We start from the raw sequence: 16,075 nt of genomic DNA, 5'->3' as shown, positions 1-16,075 counted from the left end.
CGCGCGCGCCGGCTCCGGCGCGCCGTTGAACCGACGGGCGTACGCTGAACGCCCGTCTTCCGCACCAATCGGTTACGCGCGGGATCCCTGCGGTCGGCGCAGGCGCTTCGTACGGGACCCCGCGCCCCAGGAGGCAACAGCCATGACCTATACGCCGCCCGCCGAACAATCCGTCACGCTTTCCCTGAACGCGGAAGCCTATGTCAATCTCGGCACCGATATCGGCATCGACTTCACCAACCGTTCCGCCTTCACCATCGAGGGCTGGTTCAAGTTCAACGGGCTGTGTCCCGATTCGACCTTGTTCGAGAAGCCCGGCCAGTTTTCCTTCAAGACCCGGGGGCAAAAGGTTTCCGCCAGCTTCGTCGGCCAGCCCATGCCGCTGGAGACCGGCGACACCCTCAACACCGAGACCGACTTCCACGTCGCCGTCACCTATGACGGCCAGACCCTGTCGCTTTATGTCAACGGGCTGTTGCGCGTGCAGTCCTCGTTTTCCTTCACTCCGCCGCCGGCAAACCAGAACCCGGCCGTGATCGGCCGCGACCTGCAGGCCTATTGCCATTACGTGCGGCTATGGTCGGTCGCCCGCCAGCAAGACGAGATCTATGCCAATGAATGGACCTACCTGACCAGCGGCACCGGGCTGCAGGCGGCCTATGCCTTTTACGAGTATCCCGCCAAGGACGTCTCGCCCAACGACCGCTCGCTGACGCTGATGAACGGGGCGCGCTCCGAAGCGACCGCGCCGTGCCTGCTTTATGCCGGCACCGCCTATTGCCAGCCGCTCCAGGACACCGACGTCAATCCCGGCGGCGGCGGCACGGACGACTACACCATCCTGGCCTGGATCCGGCTGCAGGATCTCGGCACCCAGCAGGCCATCTTGTGCAATGGCGATCTGAACCAGCAAAGCGGCATCGTGCTCTACGTCGACACAGACGGCACGGTGGTGGGCCGGCGCGGCAGCACCTCGGGCGCCAGCGTCACCTCCGGGTCGACCAAGCTGCAGTCCAATCTGTGGTACTCGATCGGCTACACCTATGCCTACGATTCCGGCAGCGGCAGCGGCACGCAGACCCTCTATGTCAACGGCGTTTCGGCAGGCAGCGGCACGGCAGGCGCCATCGCCGCGCTAGCCCAGGGCGACGTCATCCTCGGCGCGGCCGACGATAGCGCCACCGCCAACCAGCTCATGAACATGAACGGCTACATGCAGTTCCTGAGCGTGTGGAATACCGCGCTGGCACAAGCCGACATCCAGCAATGGATGTATCACGACCCGACCACGGAAACCTCCTGCCTGGCCAACTACAATTTCTCCACCCCGCCGCTGGCTCAGGATCTTGTCGACGGCAATCCGATGGCCCTGGTGCGCGGCGCCGATCTCGTCGTGCTGCGCACCATTCCCGTTTCCGACGGCGCCACCGAACAAGACGTGCTGCACCGGCGGGCGCCGCCGCGCCCGCAAAAGCGTTTTTCCAACGCCCGCATGGTCGGCATGCCCGAGCCGACGGAACCTTACCGTCCGGCCGAGGTGCCGAATGCCGACAACACCCGTGCCTGGGTCGAACATTTCGCCCGGCAATTGCCGAACAGCCTGCCGCATGGCGAGCACCAGCGGCTGCGGCGCGAATTCCAGACGGCGGTCGACGACGCGATAGCCAATCCCGAACCGGCCTTCCAGGTCCTGCACGAATTCGATGGCGACGATCACGTGCTCGTGCTCGTCACCCGGGACGGCCACGAGGAAATCTTCCGCGCCGCGCGCGACGAGATCGACGACTGCACGGTGTGGAAGGTGCGGCTGATCGTGACGGTGCTGATCGGCGTCTACACCGTGTTCGGACCGATCATCCGCGCCGGGCCCGTGACCAACTGGCTCGGCGAGCGCATCAACACGGTCGGCTTCTGGCCGCAGGTAAGCGCCATCTTCAATGCCGGCGTCACACCCAACAGCTTCCTGCAGATGATGCGGCTGCTGTACGAGTTCGGCTGGATCACCACCGTGGGCAAGCTGATGCTGGCACAGCTGAGCTGGTGGGACGTGGCGGTGATCGGGCTGCGCGTGGCCTCCTTGCTGGTGCCGGGCGCGGCCGCCCTCCAGGTCGCCTATTTCCTGGCCAAGGTGGTCTATTCGGTCGCCTCGGTGGTCACCGTGTGGAACGAGCGCCCGGCCGGCTGCTGAACCGGCGCAGTATGACCGGTCCACCGGACGGCGGGCCGGCACCGCGGCCGGTCGCATATCGCCTGCGATCAGGCCAGGCCGACATCCTGTCCGGCTAGGCTGCCGAGTGAGCCGATTTCCACCCGATTGCGGCCGGCATGTTTGGCGGCGTAGAGCCGCCGGTCGGCGTTGCGATAGAGCTGGGAAAATGTTGCCGGCGGGATGAATGATACCCCGCCAATGCTCAGCGACAGATCATGCCGTTCGCCGGCGGGAGCGAACTCCGCCGCCTGCACGGCGGCTCGAATCCGTTCCGCAATCGCTATTGTCTGGTGCAGATCGAGGCCGGGCAGAAAGACGCCGAACTCCTCTCCCCCGATACGGGCCACGAGGTCGAGATCACGCACGCTGGACTGGATAACAGCCGCGATCAGCCTGAGCGCCTCATCGCCGCTTTCATGGCCGAACTGGTCGTTGACGGCCTTGAAGCGATCCACGTCGAGAACAAGCAACGCTCCGTTTCCCGACTCCCTGACTTCGTCAAACCGACTGAGATATCCATCGACCAGCGACGAAAACGCCCTGCGATTGAGGCAATTGGTGAGGGAATCGGTGGATGCAACGGTGAGCAGTTCGCCGTGAGCGAGCGACAATTCGCGCAGCTTGGTCAACAGGAAATAGAAAAAGGGCGGCGCCACCACGGCGGGGATGATGAGATTGTTGATCCAGCGATCGCCCAACTGCCATCGACCATGTTCAACCGAAAAGCCATCCATGACGAAGGCAAGCAACATGCAGACCAGCGTGCCAAGAACGGTCAGTAGATAGACCCTGGTCCTGCTTGTAGGCGATAAGTCGATCATGATCGGCCGGCCGTTCGTTCGAGACTGCGAATTATAGGAACAAAATCTTTACCGGACATTGCCGGGGAACGTTCAAAATCGAGCGATCCGGCGCGTGGTTTGCCGGCTTGCCGACAACGCGGTTCGCCAAAAAGCGCCGCGGACGCCAACTTTCGCGGCGGACCGTCGTCTCGCGAGACCGCTACTCACAAGCTGGTGATATCCCGCAATCCGTCACCCCGCCGCCGCAAAAACGAACCGTTTGCCTGCCACATCGCTAGCCAGGACGACGCGAGGCAAGGACCGTGAACGACATCACCCGCATGAAGACGCAATCGAGGCCTGCGCGCTGGACGCCGTGGGGCGAAATTCCCGTCGCGGCGCAAAGCGATGCGGTAACGGACCGACAAAAATCCGAGCACCGGGCAATGATGCGCCGAAACACACGGGCGTGGCTAAAACGCCTCGCTCGGCGCCAACACGGATCCTGAAACGCCCTCGCGCGGATATTCGGCGACCAGCAGGCACCGGGAAAATCCGGCAAGATTGGTCGGCACGGAGCGTTTCGCGAGCGTCCGTCGGTTTTCTGGAAACGCCGACTATCGGCATTTTGCTGATTTAACGGAAGCTAATCAATTGAGGGATTCGCCCCATGGCGGGGCGCATGCCGCCACGTCATGTTCGGCTCCGGTTTAATGAGGAGCTAAACCATGACGAACGAATATTTGGGACGCCGAACTTTCCTGAGCCTGTTGGGCGGCATCGCGTTGGCTGGCTGCACCGTGACGCCGCCCGGCAATGGCGTCGGGCCCGCGCCGCAGCCCCAGCCGCAACCGCAACCGCAGCCGCAACCATCCGGCCCGACCATCCTGCTGCAGGCAAATTCCTTCTATAATGGCCGCGACGGCAGCGGCAAGAAGATCAGGGCTTTCGTGTCGCGCAGCGGCGAGATTATCCGGGTCGATTCCAAAACCGGGCGGAACTTTTCGCAAATCTACCGCCATCGCAGCGGCAACACATACGGGTCCGGCAGCTATTCGGTCCGGGTCACGTCGCGCAAAAGCTTTGTGTGGAACGGACCGTTTGGCCGCGTCACGATGAACGACTGATCCCATCATACTCCGGCCCGCCGCAAGAGCACTCCCGGCGGGCCTCCACCTTCTTTGCCGACGGCTCGGACAAGAAAGCGCCAGGGAACGATCGCCGCACGATACGCGAAACGGGCTGGACTCCAACGGATTTGCACGTCAGGCCGATCTGCGCCCGCCAGCCTGCCGGGCAGGAGGACGTTGCCCCTGAATTGATGCGATCGGCTTCGTGTTGCAGTCTACGGTTCGACGAGTCCATCGCGCATGGCGCGAACCAACAAGGTGGCGGTTGAATGCACCTCGAGTTTGCGCATCAGGTTCGTGCGATGGTTGTCGACCGTCTTGGCGCTTATGCCCAGATGCTCGGCGATACCGTTGTTGGACAATCCGCGCGCGATGCATTGCAGCACTTCCGTCTCGCGGCGCGTCAGACTGTCATTGGCCGCGTCTTGCGCGATGCAATGGGTAACGCCCGCTCCAACGACGGTTCGGCCCGCTACGATGTCTCGAAGTCCCTGACACAACTCTTCAACCGCACCGGATTTCAAAAACAGGCCCGCCGCTCCGGCTTCTATCAGTCGCCGCAAGGTTTTCGCGGACGGGCTTCCGGTCACGATAGCGATTTTCGTTTTCGGGCTCCAGCGCCGCGCCTCGAGCAGAACTTCCAGTCCCGAGGCGCCGGGCATGACGAGGTCGAGCACGGCGCAGTCCGGCGACAGGCGCTTGATCTGCGCAATGGCTTCGATACCGTTGCCGGCGGTGCCGACGACTTTGAATTCGTGCATCGCCTCGATCGCCGCGCGCGTGCCACCGACAGTCAGCGCATGATCGTCGGCAATGACTATGCTGATAGGAATGCCGCCCCTCCCCCGAAAGCCGCTGACTTGAACCGCAAATGGTACAGCCTGCCGTTTTTGGCATGTTTCGCTGTGCTGTGCCAATTGCATATCGCCCAGGCTCAGGACCGGACGCTTACGCTCGAAGGCCCTGTCGATCCGGACACGGTCGGCAAATATATCGACCTTCTTCTGGACGAGGATCATTCGCTGACGATCGCCGACGTCAAGAGCGAAAGCCCCGACCCCTTTTCACCGATTGCCACGCGCGTACCGGATGTAGGCTATTCCGACGCTATGGTGTGGCTGCGCCTGAGGCTAGAAAACGTCGCCGCCCGGACCGCCGATTGGCGCCTGCATTTCAAGGAGAATTTCAAGCAGATATTCCACGTCTACATCGTCGATGACAGCGGCCGGACGACCCACCCCTTGGCCCAGGACCACGATTCGGCCTTTTCCACGCGTCCCGTCGCGCATCCCGAAGTGGTGGTACCGCTATCCTTGAAACCGGGCGAGGCAGCCACCGTCTATGTCCGTTTCTGGACCGAGGGAGCGACCTATCTGCCGCTCGCCATCGAGACAGCCGAGAGCTTCACGGAAGTCTCGACCCGCCAGACCGCCAAGCAGTTCATCTATTACGGCATGATGGTGATCCTGATCGTCGCGGCGCTATTGGCAGGCATCGTACTGCGCCATCCGATCTTCCCCGCCTACATCGCCTATTCCACCGCCACCTTGGTCTACATCATGCATGTCGACGGTGTCGCCTTCCAGTATTTGTGGCCCGGCCTGCCGGCCTTCAACAGCTACGCCTCGGTCGTCGCAGGCGGCTCCTACGCCGTTTTCGGCGCGATCTACGCGCGGATTTTTCTCAACACGCCGAAATATCATCGCGTCGTCGACAAGTTCCTGCTTGCCGTCATCCTCATCACGGCGACGATGATGGTGTCCGGCCTCTTCGTCGAGCCCCGGCTGATCAAGAAATATCTCATCCTCGTCGTGCTGTTCGCAGTCGCGCTGTTTACCGTTGCCGCGCTCTTGGCCGCGCGCCATCGCTTCAAGCAGGTTCGCTTTTACGTCTTTGCCTGGCTGGGGGCGACGGGGTCAGCCATGCTGATGATGGCGCGCCACTGGTTCGGGATCGAGGTCACACAGGAATTCCAGCACGACAGCATGCGCGTGGTGATGATATTCGATGCCGTCATGATGGGCCTTGCGATCGTGGACCGCTATCATCAGTTGCGTGAAGAACGGCAAAAGGCGCTGCGCGCGAGCCTGGAGCAGGCCCAACGCAATCTCGACATGAACACGCGTCTGCGCAATCTGGAAGCACGCTACGAACTGGCCCTGGAAACCACGACCAAACACAAGCAGCACATCGAAAACACGGTTCACGACATCCGTCAGCCGCTGCATGCGCTCCGCCTGGCCGTGCAGGGGGTGATGAGCGACAAAAAAGCCGGACCGACGCAGAACTACGCCGACATCTACGACAGTTTCGACTATCTCGAAGCGCTCGTCTCCGACCACCTCAAGGGCCCCGCCCCCAACCAGGTCCGCAAAACTAGCGACGAGATCAATCTCGGCGAAATCCTGAGCAGCGTGCATGAAATGTTCGTACCCGACGCCGAGATCAAGGGGCTTCGCTTCCGCTTCGTCGCGACCAGCCTCGTCACGCCCGTTCCCGCCTTGGCGGCCATGCGGATCGTCTCCAACCTCGTGTCGAACGCCATCAAATACACTCCCTCTGGCAAGCTTCTCCTGGGCGTACGCCGGTTGAAGGATGGATGCCGCATCGAAATGCACGATACCGGTCCCGGCCTCACGTCCGAGACGTTCAAGCAGGCCTGTCGGCGCGGCGCGCGGCTGGACAGCGCCTTCACCGTCAGCGACGGCGAGGGTCATGGTCTCGCGATCGTGGTCGAACTGGCCGAGCGTTACGGCTACGACTTCGAACTCCTCAGCAAAGGCGACACCGGCACCGCCCTGGGCGTGACGATCCCGTTTCAGCAAGAGCAACCCGGGTGAAACCGCGCGCGAGGCGCCCTGCCGAAACCAGCTCCAACCGGTCGGCAGACATCAAAACCGCGATCCAGAGAAGGCCAGGAGACCGATCCTGAATTGGTGAAACCCGCCTTTCGTGCTAGCCTGCGTCATCATGAGACTGCTGCGCACCTGCTTTGCCGTCGCGGCGTTGCTGGCCGCGGGGCCGGTATTCGCCGAGCCGGAATGCACTTGTCTTGCCAACGGCACCCGCTATGCGGAGGGGTCGGTGGTGTGCCTCCGGCTGCCAAGCGGCTCCTGGCTAGCGCGCTGCGGCAAGGTGTTGAACAACACGTCGTGGCAAAAGATCGAGGACGGCTGTCCGACCACCCTGCTCGCGCCCGAAATGACCCGCGCGCCGACTGCCAGCAAGCATCCGGTATCGCAATCGTCCGACGGCGATTGAAAGCGCGCGCCGCAGCGCCTGCCGTTCGAAACCCGTTGCAGCCCCGGCCCGGCATGCGTGCTCACGGCGATGAACGACGCCGCCCCGCGCTTGAGCGTCTTAGCCGGCGGCACGCGGCTGCCTACCGGCCAAGCCCCTTGCGGATGATATCCTGGGAGAGCGCGATCGCGGTACGCCGGTCGGATTCACCGGCCAGCGAGAAAGCTTCTTCCTGCATGCCGCGAATCCAGCTCTGGTCGACGGGCGCCGCGCGCTCGAGCGCGGCCGTCATCATCGCCAGCCCCTTCACGACCTTGCCGCTCTGAAACAGCAGATTGCCGAGCGTCGCCTGTGCGCCGGCATGACCCTTCTCGGCGGCAAGCTGCAGCCAGCGTCCGGCCTGGCGGACGCTGGAGCGCACGCCTTCTCCGGACAGGAACATCTTGCCGATCTCGTACTGAGCGTTCGGATTGCGGTAATTGGCGGCCGCACGCATGTAATATTCCTGCGCGGCGGACGGGTTCGGCTTGACCGGCGTGCCGGGTATGCCACGGCGCAGATATCCGCCCACGGCCACCAGCGCATCCGACACGTAGCTTTCCTCCGGGCTGCCCGGCGCAACGTCCTGGCGGACGATTTCGCTAAACGCCTTGAAGGCTTCGTAATCGTTGCGCGCGACCCCGTCGCCTTCCGCGTACATGCGCGCCAGCTTCCAGCGCGCGCCGAGCTGGCCTTTCTCGGCCGCGTAGCGATAGGCCTCGATCGCCTCTTCCTTATGTCCCTGCTTGTAGGCGGAGAAGCCCAAACGGAACACGGCCCAGGGGCTGGTGTCCTTTTCCTGTACCGTGTTCGGATCGAGCGCGGAGGCGCTGCCAACGCTTCCGCACACCCACACAAACGCACTGACAAGGACCGGAACGGCCCGACTGGTAATCAGCATGACAAAAAGGTTCTTTTGTTTTCTGTAAGCGACACGGTCCGCTCTTTGCCAAGGCCACGCGCCCATCCGCGCGGCAGGCTGATACGGATAGTCGTCGCATATTGTTCCGACCCGCCGTCAAAGGCCACCGTAGGCCTGCGCCGGACTGCGCATTCAACAGCGCCAGCCGACAACGACGCGACCGGCACCGATCCGCGCCTGGCGGCAAAGCGAAAACTGTCTCCGACGGTCTTTTTGGCGTCCATCTGTGTCCTCGCCACCCTTTGGCGGCGCTTCCGGCCGCTGGTTACGGCAGGCGTTTCGACACCCTACGAGTTGCGATCTGTTTATGGCGGGATCGGGGCAATCCTCCCGCCAGCACCGGTATACATCAAAGCTTGTTGAGAGAGTGTTGCCGAAACGCCACAAAGCGGACCACAGAAGGTGGAGATCAAACATTCCACCCTTCAGCCGCGCGCTTCGCCGCCCTTTTTCTCGCGCGTGAGAACAGAAGCCACCACCGAACCGACAATCAACATCGCCGTCACCAGCAGCGCCGCGGTGGCGGGGATTTCGTAAAAATGCGCCACCAGCATTTTCGCGCCGATGAAGATCAGCACCAGCGACAGGCCGGTCTTGAGGTGGTGGAACTCGCGCATCATCCCGGCCAGCACGAAAAACAGCGCGCGCAGCCCCATGATGGCGAACACATTCGAGGAAAAGACGATGAACGGGTCGTTGGAGACGGCGAGCACGGCCGGGATCGAATCGACGGCGAAGACCAGATCGGTCACCTCGACGGTGGCGAGCACCACGAAAAGCGGCGTCATGAACAATAGGCCGCCGCGCCGGACGAAGAAACGCGCACCCTGATATTCGTCGGTCACGCGCCCGGTCCGCTTGAGCAATTTCACCACCCGGCTCTCGCCCGGATCGATCATGTCATCGCCGCACATCATCATCTTGTAACCGGAAAAGACCAGCAGCGCGCCGAGCGCCATGCCGACGATAAAGAACTGGTCGACCAGTTTGACGCCGGGAACGATCAGCGACAGCCGCATCACGATGGCGCCGACAATGCCGTAAAACAGCACCCGATACTGTGCCTCGGGCGGCACCCGGAAATAGGAAAAGATCAGCGCGATCACGAAGATGTTGTCGAGCGACAAGGCCTGCTCGACCAGATAGCCGGTGAGGAATTCCGACCCGCGCCGGGCGCCGGCGAAATAAAAGATACCGGCGGCGAAGATCATCGCCAGCGACACGTAGCCGGCAACGGTGAAACCTGCCTCGCGCGCCGAAATCACGTGATCGCGACGATGCAATACAAAAAGGTCCAGGAAAAGAATCAACGCGACGAAGGCCAGAAATCCGGGCCAGAGCCACTCATGTTGAATCATCGAAAAGGCTGCGCGTTGCGCCGCGTGAGCGCGTTTGTCGTCGGTCCGACATCACAGGCAACGCCTTGCCTGCCAGAGGGGCCCGGCCCGTGTGACTGCCCCTATGTGCGCTCAACCGCGTGCTTTTTCAAGCACGGCTACCGTTTTTGATCGGCCACGGGCGGGTGGGCCGAGGCGACCCGCCCACGTCGATGTCGCGCCGGCCGCGCACCGGCCTTTGACATCTAGCCGGCGTCCGCGACGCGGGCATGCGCCGTTTTCAGGCGGTCGCGCGAGGCCTGGAACTCGGCCATCTTCTCGCGCTCGCTTGCCACGATGCCCTCGGGGGCCCGGGCGACGAACTTCTCGTTGGCGAGCTTCTTCTGGATGCGCGAGATCTCGCCGTCGAGCTTGGCGATCTCCTTTTCGAGCCGATCCGCCTCCGCCTTCAAGTCGATGAGATCGCCGAGCGGCAGACAGGCCGTCGCCTCCCCGACCACGATCTGCGCCGACCCTTTCGGGGCCTCGTTCTTCTCAGTGATCTCCGATACCCGCGCCAGGCGCCCGATCGCCTCGCCATGGCGCTTCAAACGCTCCTTGGTGAGCGGCTCGGCGCCGACCAACACCAGCGGCGCGGTCGCCGACGGCGGCACGTTCATTTCCGCGCGCACCGAACGAATGCCCGAAACGAGATCGACCAGCCAGTTGATCTCGGCCGCCGCCGCCTCGTCCTCGAAGCCCAGTTCCGGCCAGCCGGTCACCGCCAGCATGTCCTCGCGCGGCGTGCCGTCCGGCGCCGTGCGCGCCCACAATTCCTCGGTCATGAACGGCATCATCGGGTGCAGCAGCTTGTAGATCTGCTCGAGCGCGTAAGCCGCGCACGCGCGGCTTTCGGCGACGGCTGCCTCGTCGGAGCCGGCGAAAACCGGCTTCAGCAGTTCCAGATACCAATCGCAGAAAAGGTTCCAGACGAAGCCGTAGGCCGCGCTCGCCGCCTCGTTGAAGCGGTAGGAACCGATCGCCGTGGTGATCGCCCTTTCCGTCCGGGTCAGTTCCGTCAGGATCCAGCGATTAATAGTCAGCGCCACCGCTTGCGGATCGAAGTCCGGATCGGCGGCGACCCCGTTCATCTGGGCGAAGCGCGTCGCGTTCCACAGCTTGGTGCCGAAATTGCGATAGCCGGCCACACGCGCCGGGTCGAGCTTCACGTCGCGCCCCTGGGCGGCCATGATCGTCAAGGTGAAGCGCAGCGCGTCGGCCCCGTACTGGTCGATCAACTCGAGCGGATCGATGACGTTGCCTTTCGACTTCGACATCTTGGCGCCGTTCTTGTCGCGCACCAGCGCGTGCACATAGACGGTGTGAAACGGCTCCTCCTCCATGAAATGCAGGCCCATCATCATCATCCGTGCGACCCAGAAGAAGATGATGTCGAAGCCGGTGACCAGCACCGAGGTCGGATAATACCGTTTCAGCTCGGGCGTCTCGTCGGGCCAGCCAAGCGTGGAAAACGGCCACAGCGCCGACGAAAACCAGGTATCGAGCACATCGTCGTCGCGGGTCAGAATCTCGCCCGGGGCGAAATTCTCCAGCTTTTCCTCCACCCACGCCTTCCACGGCGTATCGACGGCGAGGTAGTATTCGACCGCTGCGTCGAGCGCCTCCTTCTCGGTCTTTTCCACGAAGACGTGACCGTCCGGCCCGTACCAGGCAGGAATTTGGTGCCCCCACCAAAGCTGGCGCGAAATGCACCAGGGCTGGATGTTGTCCATCCATTCGAAATAGGTCTTTTCCCAGTTTTTCGGCACGAAATTCGTGCGGCCCTCGCGCACGCTCTCGATCGCCGGACGCGCCAGGGTCTTGGCGTCGACATACCACTGGTCAGTCAGGAACGGCTCGATCGGCACCCCGCCGCGGTCGCCATGCGGCACCATGTGGCGATGCGGCTCCGTCTTCGCCAGAAAGCCGCCCTCCTCCATGATCGCCACAACCAGCTTGCGCGCCTCGAACCGGTCGAGGCCGTCGAGCTGATCCCAAACGGCGCGCTGCATGTCCGTCGGCTCGAGGCCGTCGACAAAATCCTCATTGTCGGTGATCGCGACCTTGGCCTCGACGGTCAGGATGTTGATGGCGCGCAGCTTGTGGCGCTTGCCGACCTCGAAATCGTTGAAATCGTGCGCCGGCGTGATCTTGACCGCGCCCGAGCCCTTTTCGGGATCGGAATAGTCGTCCGCGACGATCGGGATCCTGCGGCCGACGATCGGCAATTCGATCTGCTTTCCGATCAGGTCGCTGTAGCGCTCATCCTCGGGATGGACGGCGACCGCCGTGTCGCCGAGCATCGTCTCGGGTCGTGTCGTCGCGACCGTGATGAAGGTCGACGGATCGGCCGGATCGAAGGCTACGCCGGCGATCGGATAGCGGAAATGCCACAGATGGCCATCGAGCTCGACCTGCTCGACCTCGAGGTCGGAGATCGCCGTCAAGAGCTTCGGATCCCAGTTGACCAGACGCTTGTCCTTGTAGATCAGGCCCTGTTTGAAGAGCGTGACGAACACCTCGATGACGGCCTTCGACAGGCCTTCGTCCATGGTGAACCGTTCGCGCGACCAGTCGCAGGACGCGCCGAGCCGTTTCAACTGGTTGACGATCGTGCCGCCTGACGCGGCCTTCCATTGCCAGACACGGTCGATGAAATCCTCGCGCGACAGGTCGCGGCGATGGATCTGCTTTTCCATGAGCTGGCGTTCGACCACCATCTGGGTGGCGATACCGGCATGGTCCATGCCCGGCTGCCACAACACATCCTTGCCACGCATCCGTTCGAAGCGAACCAGAATATCCTGCAGCGTGTTGTTGAGCGCATGGCCCATATGCAGCGAGCCGGTGACATTGGGCGGCGGGATGACGATCGTATAGGTTTCCGCCCCATGTTCGGCACCCGCTCCGGCACGGAAGGAATGGGCTTCCTCCCACCGCTTGCCGATCAGGGGCTCGACGCTCGCCGCGTCATAGTTTTTTTCAAGCATTGGAATGTCCGCGCCAGCAGGGCTCTGTCAGAACCCGGTGTAAAGCCGACAGATCAAGGCGAGTCAACTGCGCCGGCGCAACGCTCACCCGGGCCCGAGAGCAACCGGAGCCGGCGGCGGCCCCGGCCGGCGGTGTGCCTCAAAGTGCCCGCCAGCCTGTCGACTTTCGCATTTTTCGGATATGCCGGGCCGAAAGGTGCTTCAGCCGCCGCGCGCCACGCGCTCGATCTCCTCGCGCACCAGTTTTTCCACCAGTGTCGGCAGGTTGTTGTCCAGCCATTCCTGCAGCATCGGCCGCATCATTTCCGCGGCCATGTCGTCGAAGCGCTGGCGCCGGTTTTCCGCGAACGCGTCCGAGAGCTCGCCGAACGCCGCGGCGACCTGACGGCTCGTCTGCTCCGACAGGATGGAGGATGCGCGCTCGGGAGCCACGGCCGAGACCTGGGGAGGGGCACTGTCGGCCTGGGCCGGCGATGGCGGCAAGGCCCTGTCGATTTCCGTTTCCATGGCCACCGACCAGTTGGCGACGTCCTGCGCCGTCGCGGTGTCGTGGTCCGTCGGGCTTTCCGGCGCGGAGGGCCATGCCCGCATGGCCTGCTCCTCCTCGTCTGCCGGCTCGGCGTCGAGTTGCGGCGCGGATGGTTCGCCGCCCGCGACCTGCCCCGCCGTCCAGCTCGGCTCGGCCATGCGATCGTCGCCCAGGTCGACTGCATCGTCGTCGGCCGGCGCGTCGTCATCGGCGGCGGCGGGTTGGCTCGGCGATGCACCGGCCTCGTTGGCCGGCCCGTCTGGCGGGCCCGCCTGGTCACTGTCTTCGATGATGCGCCGGATGGAGGCCAGGATCTCCTCCATCGACGGCTCTTTCTGCAAATTCTGCGTCTGTGGCACGATGGATTCCGCCGCTTCGCTCGCCATGGCCGCTGCTCCCTCGGTTACGGGGGATGCGCCCCCGAATCAGGCCAAGCCTAACCGAGTGGACTCTATGAGAGAATCCCCGTCAGCGAGCTGATTTGGGTTTCACACAGGATAGCCGAGCCTGCTCTGCCCGTGGCTCAGCGACCGTCCGGGGTACGCAGGCCGTACCATTTGTCCTTCACCGCCTCATAATGCTCCTGAGGCCGGTATTCGGCGACCTTGAGACCGAGATTGCGCATCGAAAGCCGGCCGATCGACGACAGGATGGCATAACTCGCCACGACCAGGTCGCGCTCGGCCGTCACCAGATTGATCTGGGCGGTGATCACGTCATCCTGAGAATCGAGCACGTCGAGCGTGGTGCGCTGGCCGACATTACGCTCCTCGATCACGCCGTCGAGAGCAAGCTGGGCGGCGGAGACCGCCTCGCGGCTGGCCGCCACCACTTCGGCGCTCGCCGTATATTGCGTCCAGGCCGACGTGACCGCCGCGCGCACACCGTCATGGGCGACATCGACCTCGATCCGGGCCTGGCCGAATTCTTCCTTCGAGCGGCGCACATTTGTCGAGGCCGCGCCACCCTGGTAGATCGGGATGGTAAGCGTGGCGCCGATATTGCCGGAATTGAAAGTACCGCTGGTGCCGGTCAGGTCCGGGGAATTGTTGCGAAAACCGCGGGAAACGCCCGCGCTCGCCGTCACGCCGGGCAACAACGCACCCTCGGCAGACTTCACCGCGAACGACGAGGCGTCGACCAGATTCTGCGTCGACTTGATCGCCGGGTGCTCGGCCGCCGCGATCGCGATCGCCTGACCGAGCGTGCCGGGCAACAGCTTTGTGAGCGGACCGGCCGCGCGCAGCTTGCCCGGATCGTCGCCAATGATCTGGCGGTAGACGGCCGAACTCGACAGCACCGCCGCGCGCGCCGCCGAAAGCTGCGCCACGGCGCCCGACCGCCCCGCCTCTGCCTGCGCCACATCGGTGCGGGTGCCCTCGCCCACCTCGAACCGCGATTTGGACGCGCGCACCTGTTCCGCCAGGAAAGCCAGATTGCGCTCGCGCAACGCCGCGATCTGCCGGTCGCGGATCACATCCATATAGGCCGACGCCGCGTTGAACAGCGTGTTCTGCTCGGTGTTGCGCAGCGCCTCGTTGGCCGCGCGCACCCGCGCCTCGGCCGCGCGCACATTGTTCTTGGTCTGGAAACCGTCAAACAGGGTCTGCCTGATCTCGACGCCGAACGAGCCGGTGGTGATCCGCGTCCCGGCCTGGCTGGCATAGTTGACGGAACCGACCGCTGCGATCGTCGGCCGATAGCCCGATTTGGCAAGCGGAACGCCCTCGTCGGTGACACGCACACCGGCACGGGCCGAATTCAGGCTCGAATTGTTCTGATAGGCCTTGGAGAGCGCTCCGGTGATGGTCTCCGCGCCTACCGGCGTTACCATCACCGCGGAAAGCAGAAACGCTGCGAGAAACTTACCGTTCAACGACGCCACAACCAACCTCTCAACACGACCCAACGCGACCGCGGGTGTTTTCGACTGCTCTCTAGCGCCGCTTTGAGCGCTGCTCGTCCCCGCCGCGGGCATCAAAAGCCCACCCCTAAAAACTCGACGTCGCAACATGCCGGCTCCGCGACCGCCATGCAACCATTCCGCACCCGCCGCCGGCAGGCTCCTTGGGCTTTGTCCTAAAGCGTGTCGCGATCTTTCACGTTCGCTCCGCGTGCTTCAGGCTCTTGGTTTCGCGCATGTCTTGATCCCGAAACCATTTTCCACTTTCGAGAGGCATGCTTTAGAATTCGAACGCGGGCTCGGCCTGGAAGCCAGGCAAGGGCTTGACCGCCGCGTTGAAAGCCCAGCGCCCCGACACATGGCCAACCTGCTTGAGGTAGAGCCGCGCAACGCCGGCATTGCCATGGCCCTCGACGGTGACGAGACGACCGCCCTCCTTCATCTGCTCGAAGATCGCGTCCGGTATCCGATCGACCGCCCCGGCGACGAGGATGACATCGTAGGGCGCTTCGGACGGGTAGCCCGCTTCGAGCGCGCCTTCCACGACCGCGACATTGTCGCAGCCAAGCTCTGACAGGCGCTCGCTCGCCTGGGCGGCGAGTGCGGCATCGCTTTCCAGCGCGATCACCGAGCCGGCAAGCTGCGACAGGATCGCCGCCGAATAGCCGGTGCCGGTACCGACATCGAGCACGATGTCGCCCGCGTCCACCTCGGCGAGCTGGATCAGCTTGGCCAGCGGCGACGGCTCCATGAGAAAACGCCGGGTTTCGCCGTCCGGCGGGGTGATGTCGACATCCTCGTCGATATAGGCCAGGTCCCTGAGGCGCGCCGGCACGAACGCCTCGCGCGGCACCGACAAAAAGGCGTCGAGGACGGACAGATTGGTCACGTCGGTCGTACGCAACTGACCGTCGACCATTTTTTCCCGCAACTGCTCGAAATCGGTGCTCATCCC

13 protein-coding genes are annotated in these 16,075 nt (G+C 63.5%); 4 read left to right on the top strand and 9 right to left on the bottom strand.

The features are described 5' to 3' along the window. Nucleotides 1-142: 142 nt before the first annotated feature. Nucleotides 143-2,188 (top strand): LamG domain-containing protein, encoded by a 2,046-nt coding sequence (locus GN330_RS09440; protein ID WP_156712429.1) that lies wholly within the window; start codon nucleotides 143-145, stop codon nucleotides 2,186-2,188. A gap of 68 nt (nucleotides 2,189-2,256) precedes the next feature. Here the strand turns inward: GN330_RS09440 and GN330_RS09435 are convergent, their stop codons facing one another. Continuing rightward, a complete protein-coding gene (locus GN330_RS09435; protein WP_156712428.1) occupies nucleotides 2,257-3,030 on the bottom strand; it encodes a GGDEF domain-containing protein in 774 nt (257 codons plus the stop codon). Between the two features lie 689 nt (nucleotides 3,031-3,719). Here GN330_RS09435 and GN330_RS09430 point away from each other — a divergent pair. Beyond that, nucleotides 3,720-4,118 carry a hypothetical protein gene (locus GN330_RS09430; RefSeq protein WP_156712427.1) on the top strand — a complete coding sequence of 133 codons (399 nt, stop codon included), beginning with the start codon at nucleotides 3,720-3,722 and terminating at the stop codon, nucleotides 4,116-4,118. A gap of 218 nt (nucleotides 4,119-4,336) precedes the next feature. Here the strand turns inward: GN330_RS09430 and GN330_RS09425 are convergent, their stop codons facing one another. After that, on the bottom strand, nucleotides 4,337-5,038 hold the full coding sequence (locus tag GN330_RS09425) for a LuxR C-terminal-related transcriptional regulator (RefSeq protein ID WP_197435105.1): 702 nt from the start codon (nucleotides 5,036-5,038) through the stop codon (nucleotides 4,337-4,339). On the opposite strand from GN330_RS09425, the gene GN330_RS09420 reads away from it, so the two are divergent. Both GN330_RS09420 and GN330_RS09415 read left to right on the top strand, forming a co-directional pair. Next, nucleotides 5,027-6,961 (top strand): sensor histidine kinase, encoded by a 1,935-nt coding sequence (locus GN330_RS09420; protein ID WP_210252319.1) that lies wholly within the window; start codon nucleotides 5,027-5,029, stop codon nucleotides 6,959-6,961. The two genes, GN330_RS09425 and GN330_RS09420, sit on opposite strands and share 12 nt — an antisense overlap. 130 nt (nucleotides 6,962-7,091) lie before the next feature. Further along, nucleotides 7,092-7,382 carry a hypothetical protein gene (locus GN330_RS09415; RefSeq protein ID WP_156712424.1) on the top strand — a complete coding sequence of 97 codons (291 nt, stop codon included), beginning with the start codon at nucleotides 7,092-7,094 and terminating at the stop codon, nucleotides 7,380-7,382. Between the two features lie 121 nt (nucleotides 7,383-7,503). Here the strand turns inward: GN330_RS09415 and GN330_RS09410 are convergent, their stop codons facing one another. From GN330_RS09410 to GN330_RS09380, 7 genes are all read right to left on the bottom strand, one after another. Next, nucleotides 7,504-8,301 (bottom strand): tetratricopeptide repeat protein, encoded by a 798-nt coding sequence (locus tag GN330_RS09410; RefSeq protein WP_156712423.1) that lies wholly within the window; start codon nucleotides 8,299-8,301, stop codon nucleotides 7,504-7,506. Further along, a complete protein-coding gene (locus GN330_RS23590; protein WP_156712422.1) occupies nucleotides 8,295-8,546 on the bottom strand; it encodes a hypothetical protein in 252 nt (83 codons plus the stop codon). Before GN330_RS23590 ends, GN330_RS09410 begins: the two co-directional genes overlap by 7 nt. A gap of 201 nt (nucleotides 8,547-8,747) precedes the next feature. Beyond that, complete coding sequence (locus GN330_RS09400; RefSeq protein ID WP_156712421.1) at nucleotides 8,748-9,680, bottom strand: TerC family protein; 933 nt, start codon at nucleotides 9,678-9,680, stop codon at nucleotides 8,748-8,750. A gap of 224 nt (nucleotides 9,681-9,904) precedes the next feature. Further along, on the bottom strand, nucleotides 9,905-12,688 hold the full coding sequence (locus GN330_RS09395; RefSeq protein ID WP_156712420.1) for a valine--tRNA ligase: 2,784 nt from the start codon (nucleotides 12,686-12,688) through the stop codon (nucleotides 9,905-9,907). 201 nt (nucleotides 12,689-12,889) lie between these two features. Next, on the bottom strand, nucleotides 12,890-13,603 hold the full coding sequence (locus GN330_RS09390) for a PopZ family protein (protein ID WP_156712419.1): 714 nt from the start codon (nucleotides 13,601-13,603) through the stop codon (nucleotides 12,890-12,892). Between the two features lie 137 nt (nucleotides 13,604-13,740). Further along, complete coding sequence (locus GN330_RS09385; protein ID WP_246188643.1) at nucleotides 13,741-15,051, bottom strand: TolC family outer membrane protein; 1,311 nt, start codon at nucleotides 15,049-15,051, stop codon at nucleotides 13,741-13,743. A gap of 349 nt (nucleotides 15,052-15,400) precedes the next feature. Then, nucleotides 15,401-16,072 (bottom strand): protein-L-isoaspartate O-methyltransferase family protein, encoded by a 672-nt coding sequence (locus GN330_RS09380; protein WP_156712417.1) that lies wholly within the window; start codon nucleotides 16,070-16,072, stop codon nucleotides 15,401-15,403. Nucleotides 16,073-16,075 lie beyond the last annotated feature (3 nt).

Source organism: Nitratireductor arenosus (genome assembly GCF_009742725.1).
GTDB classification, from domain to species: Bacteria; Pseudomonadota; Alphaproteobacteria; order Rhizobiales; family Rhizobiaceae; genus Mangrovimarina; species Mangrovimarina arenosa.
Note: the sequence above shows the minus strand (reverse complement) of the source record. Positions and strands in the feature narration are given on the sequence as shown.

Excerpts from the sequence above, each read along its gene's own strand:
- GN330_RS09440 (WP_156712429.1), top strand. The coding sequence starts at position 143 with ATGACCTATACGCCGCCCGCCGAACAATCCGTCACGCTTTCCCTGAAC.
- GN330_RS09435 (WP_156712428.1), bottom strand. The coding sequence starts at position 3,030 with ATGATCGACTTATCGCCTACAAGCAGGACCAGGGTCTATCTACTGACC.
- GN330_RS09430 (WP_156712427.1), top strand. The coding sequence starts at position 3,720 with ATGACGAACGAATATTTGGGACGCCGAACTTTCCTGAGCCTGTTGGGC.
- GN330_RS09415 (WP_156712424.1), top strand. The coding sequence starts at position 7,092 with ATGAGACTGCTGCGCACCTGCTTTGCCGTCGCGGCGTTGCTGGCCGCG.
- GN330_RS09410 (WP_156712423.1), bottom strand. The coding sequence starts at position 8,301 with ATGCTGATTACCAGTCGGGCCGTTCCGGTCCTTGTCAGTGCGTTTGTG.
- GN330_RS23590 (WP_156712422.1), bottom strand. The coding sequence starts at position 8,546 with ATGGACGCCAAAAAGACCGTCGGAGACAGTTTTCGCTTTGCCGCCAGG.
- GN330_RS09400 (WP_156712421.1), bottom strand. The coding sequence starts at position 9,680 with ATGATTCAACATGAGTGGCTCTGGCCCGGATTTCTGGCCTTCGTCGCG.
- GN330_RS09395 (WP_156712420.1), bottom strand. The coding sequence starts at position 12,688 with ATGCTTGAAAAAAACTATGACGCGGCGAGCGTCGAGCCCCTGATCGGC.
- GN330_RS09390 (WP_156712419.1), bottom strand. The coding sequence starts at position 13,603 with ATGGCGAGCGAAGCGGCGGAATCCATCGTGCCACAGACGCAGAATTTG.
- GN330_RS09385 (WP_246188643.1), bottom strand. The coding sequence starts at position 15,051 with ATGGTAACGCCGGTAGGCGCGGAGACCATCACCGGAGCGCTCTCCAAG.
- GN330_RS09380 (WP_156712417.1), bottom strand. The coding sequence starts at position 16,072 with ATGAGCACCGATTTCGAGCAGTTGCGGGAAAAAATGGTCGACGGTCAG.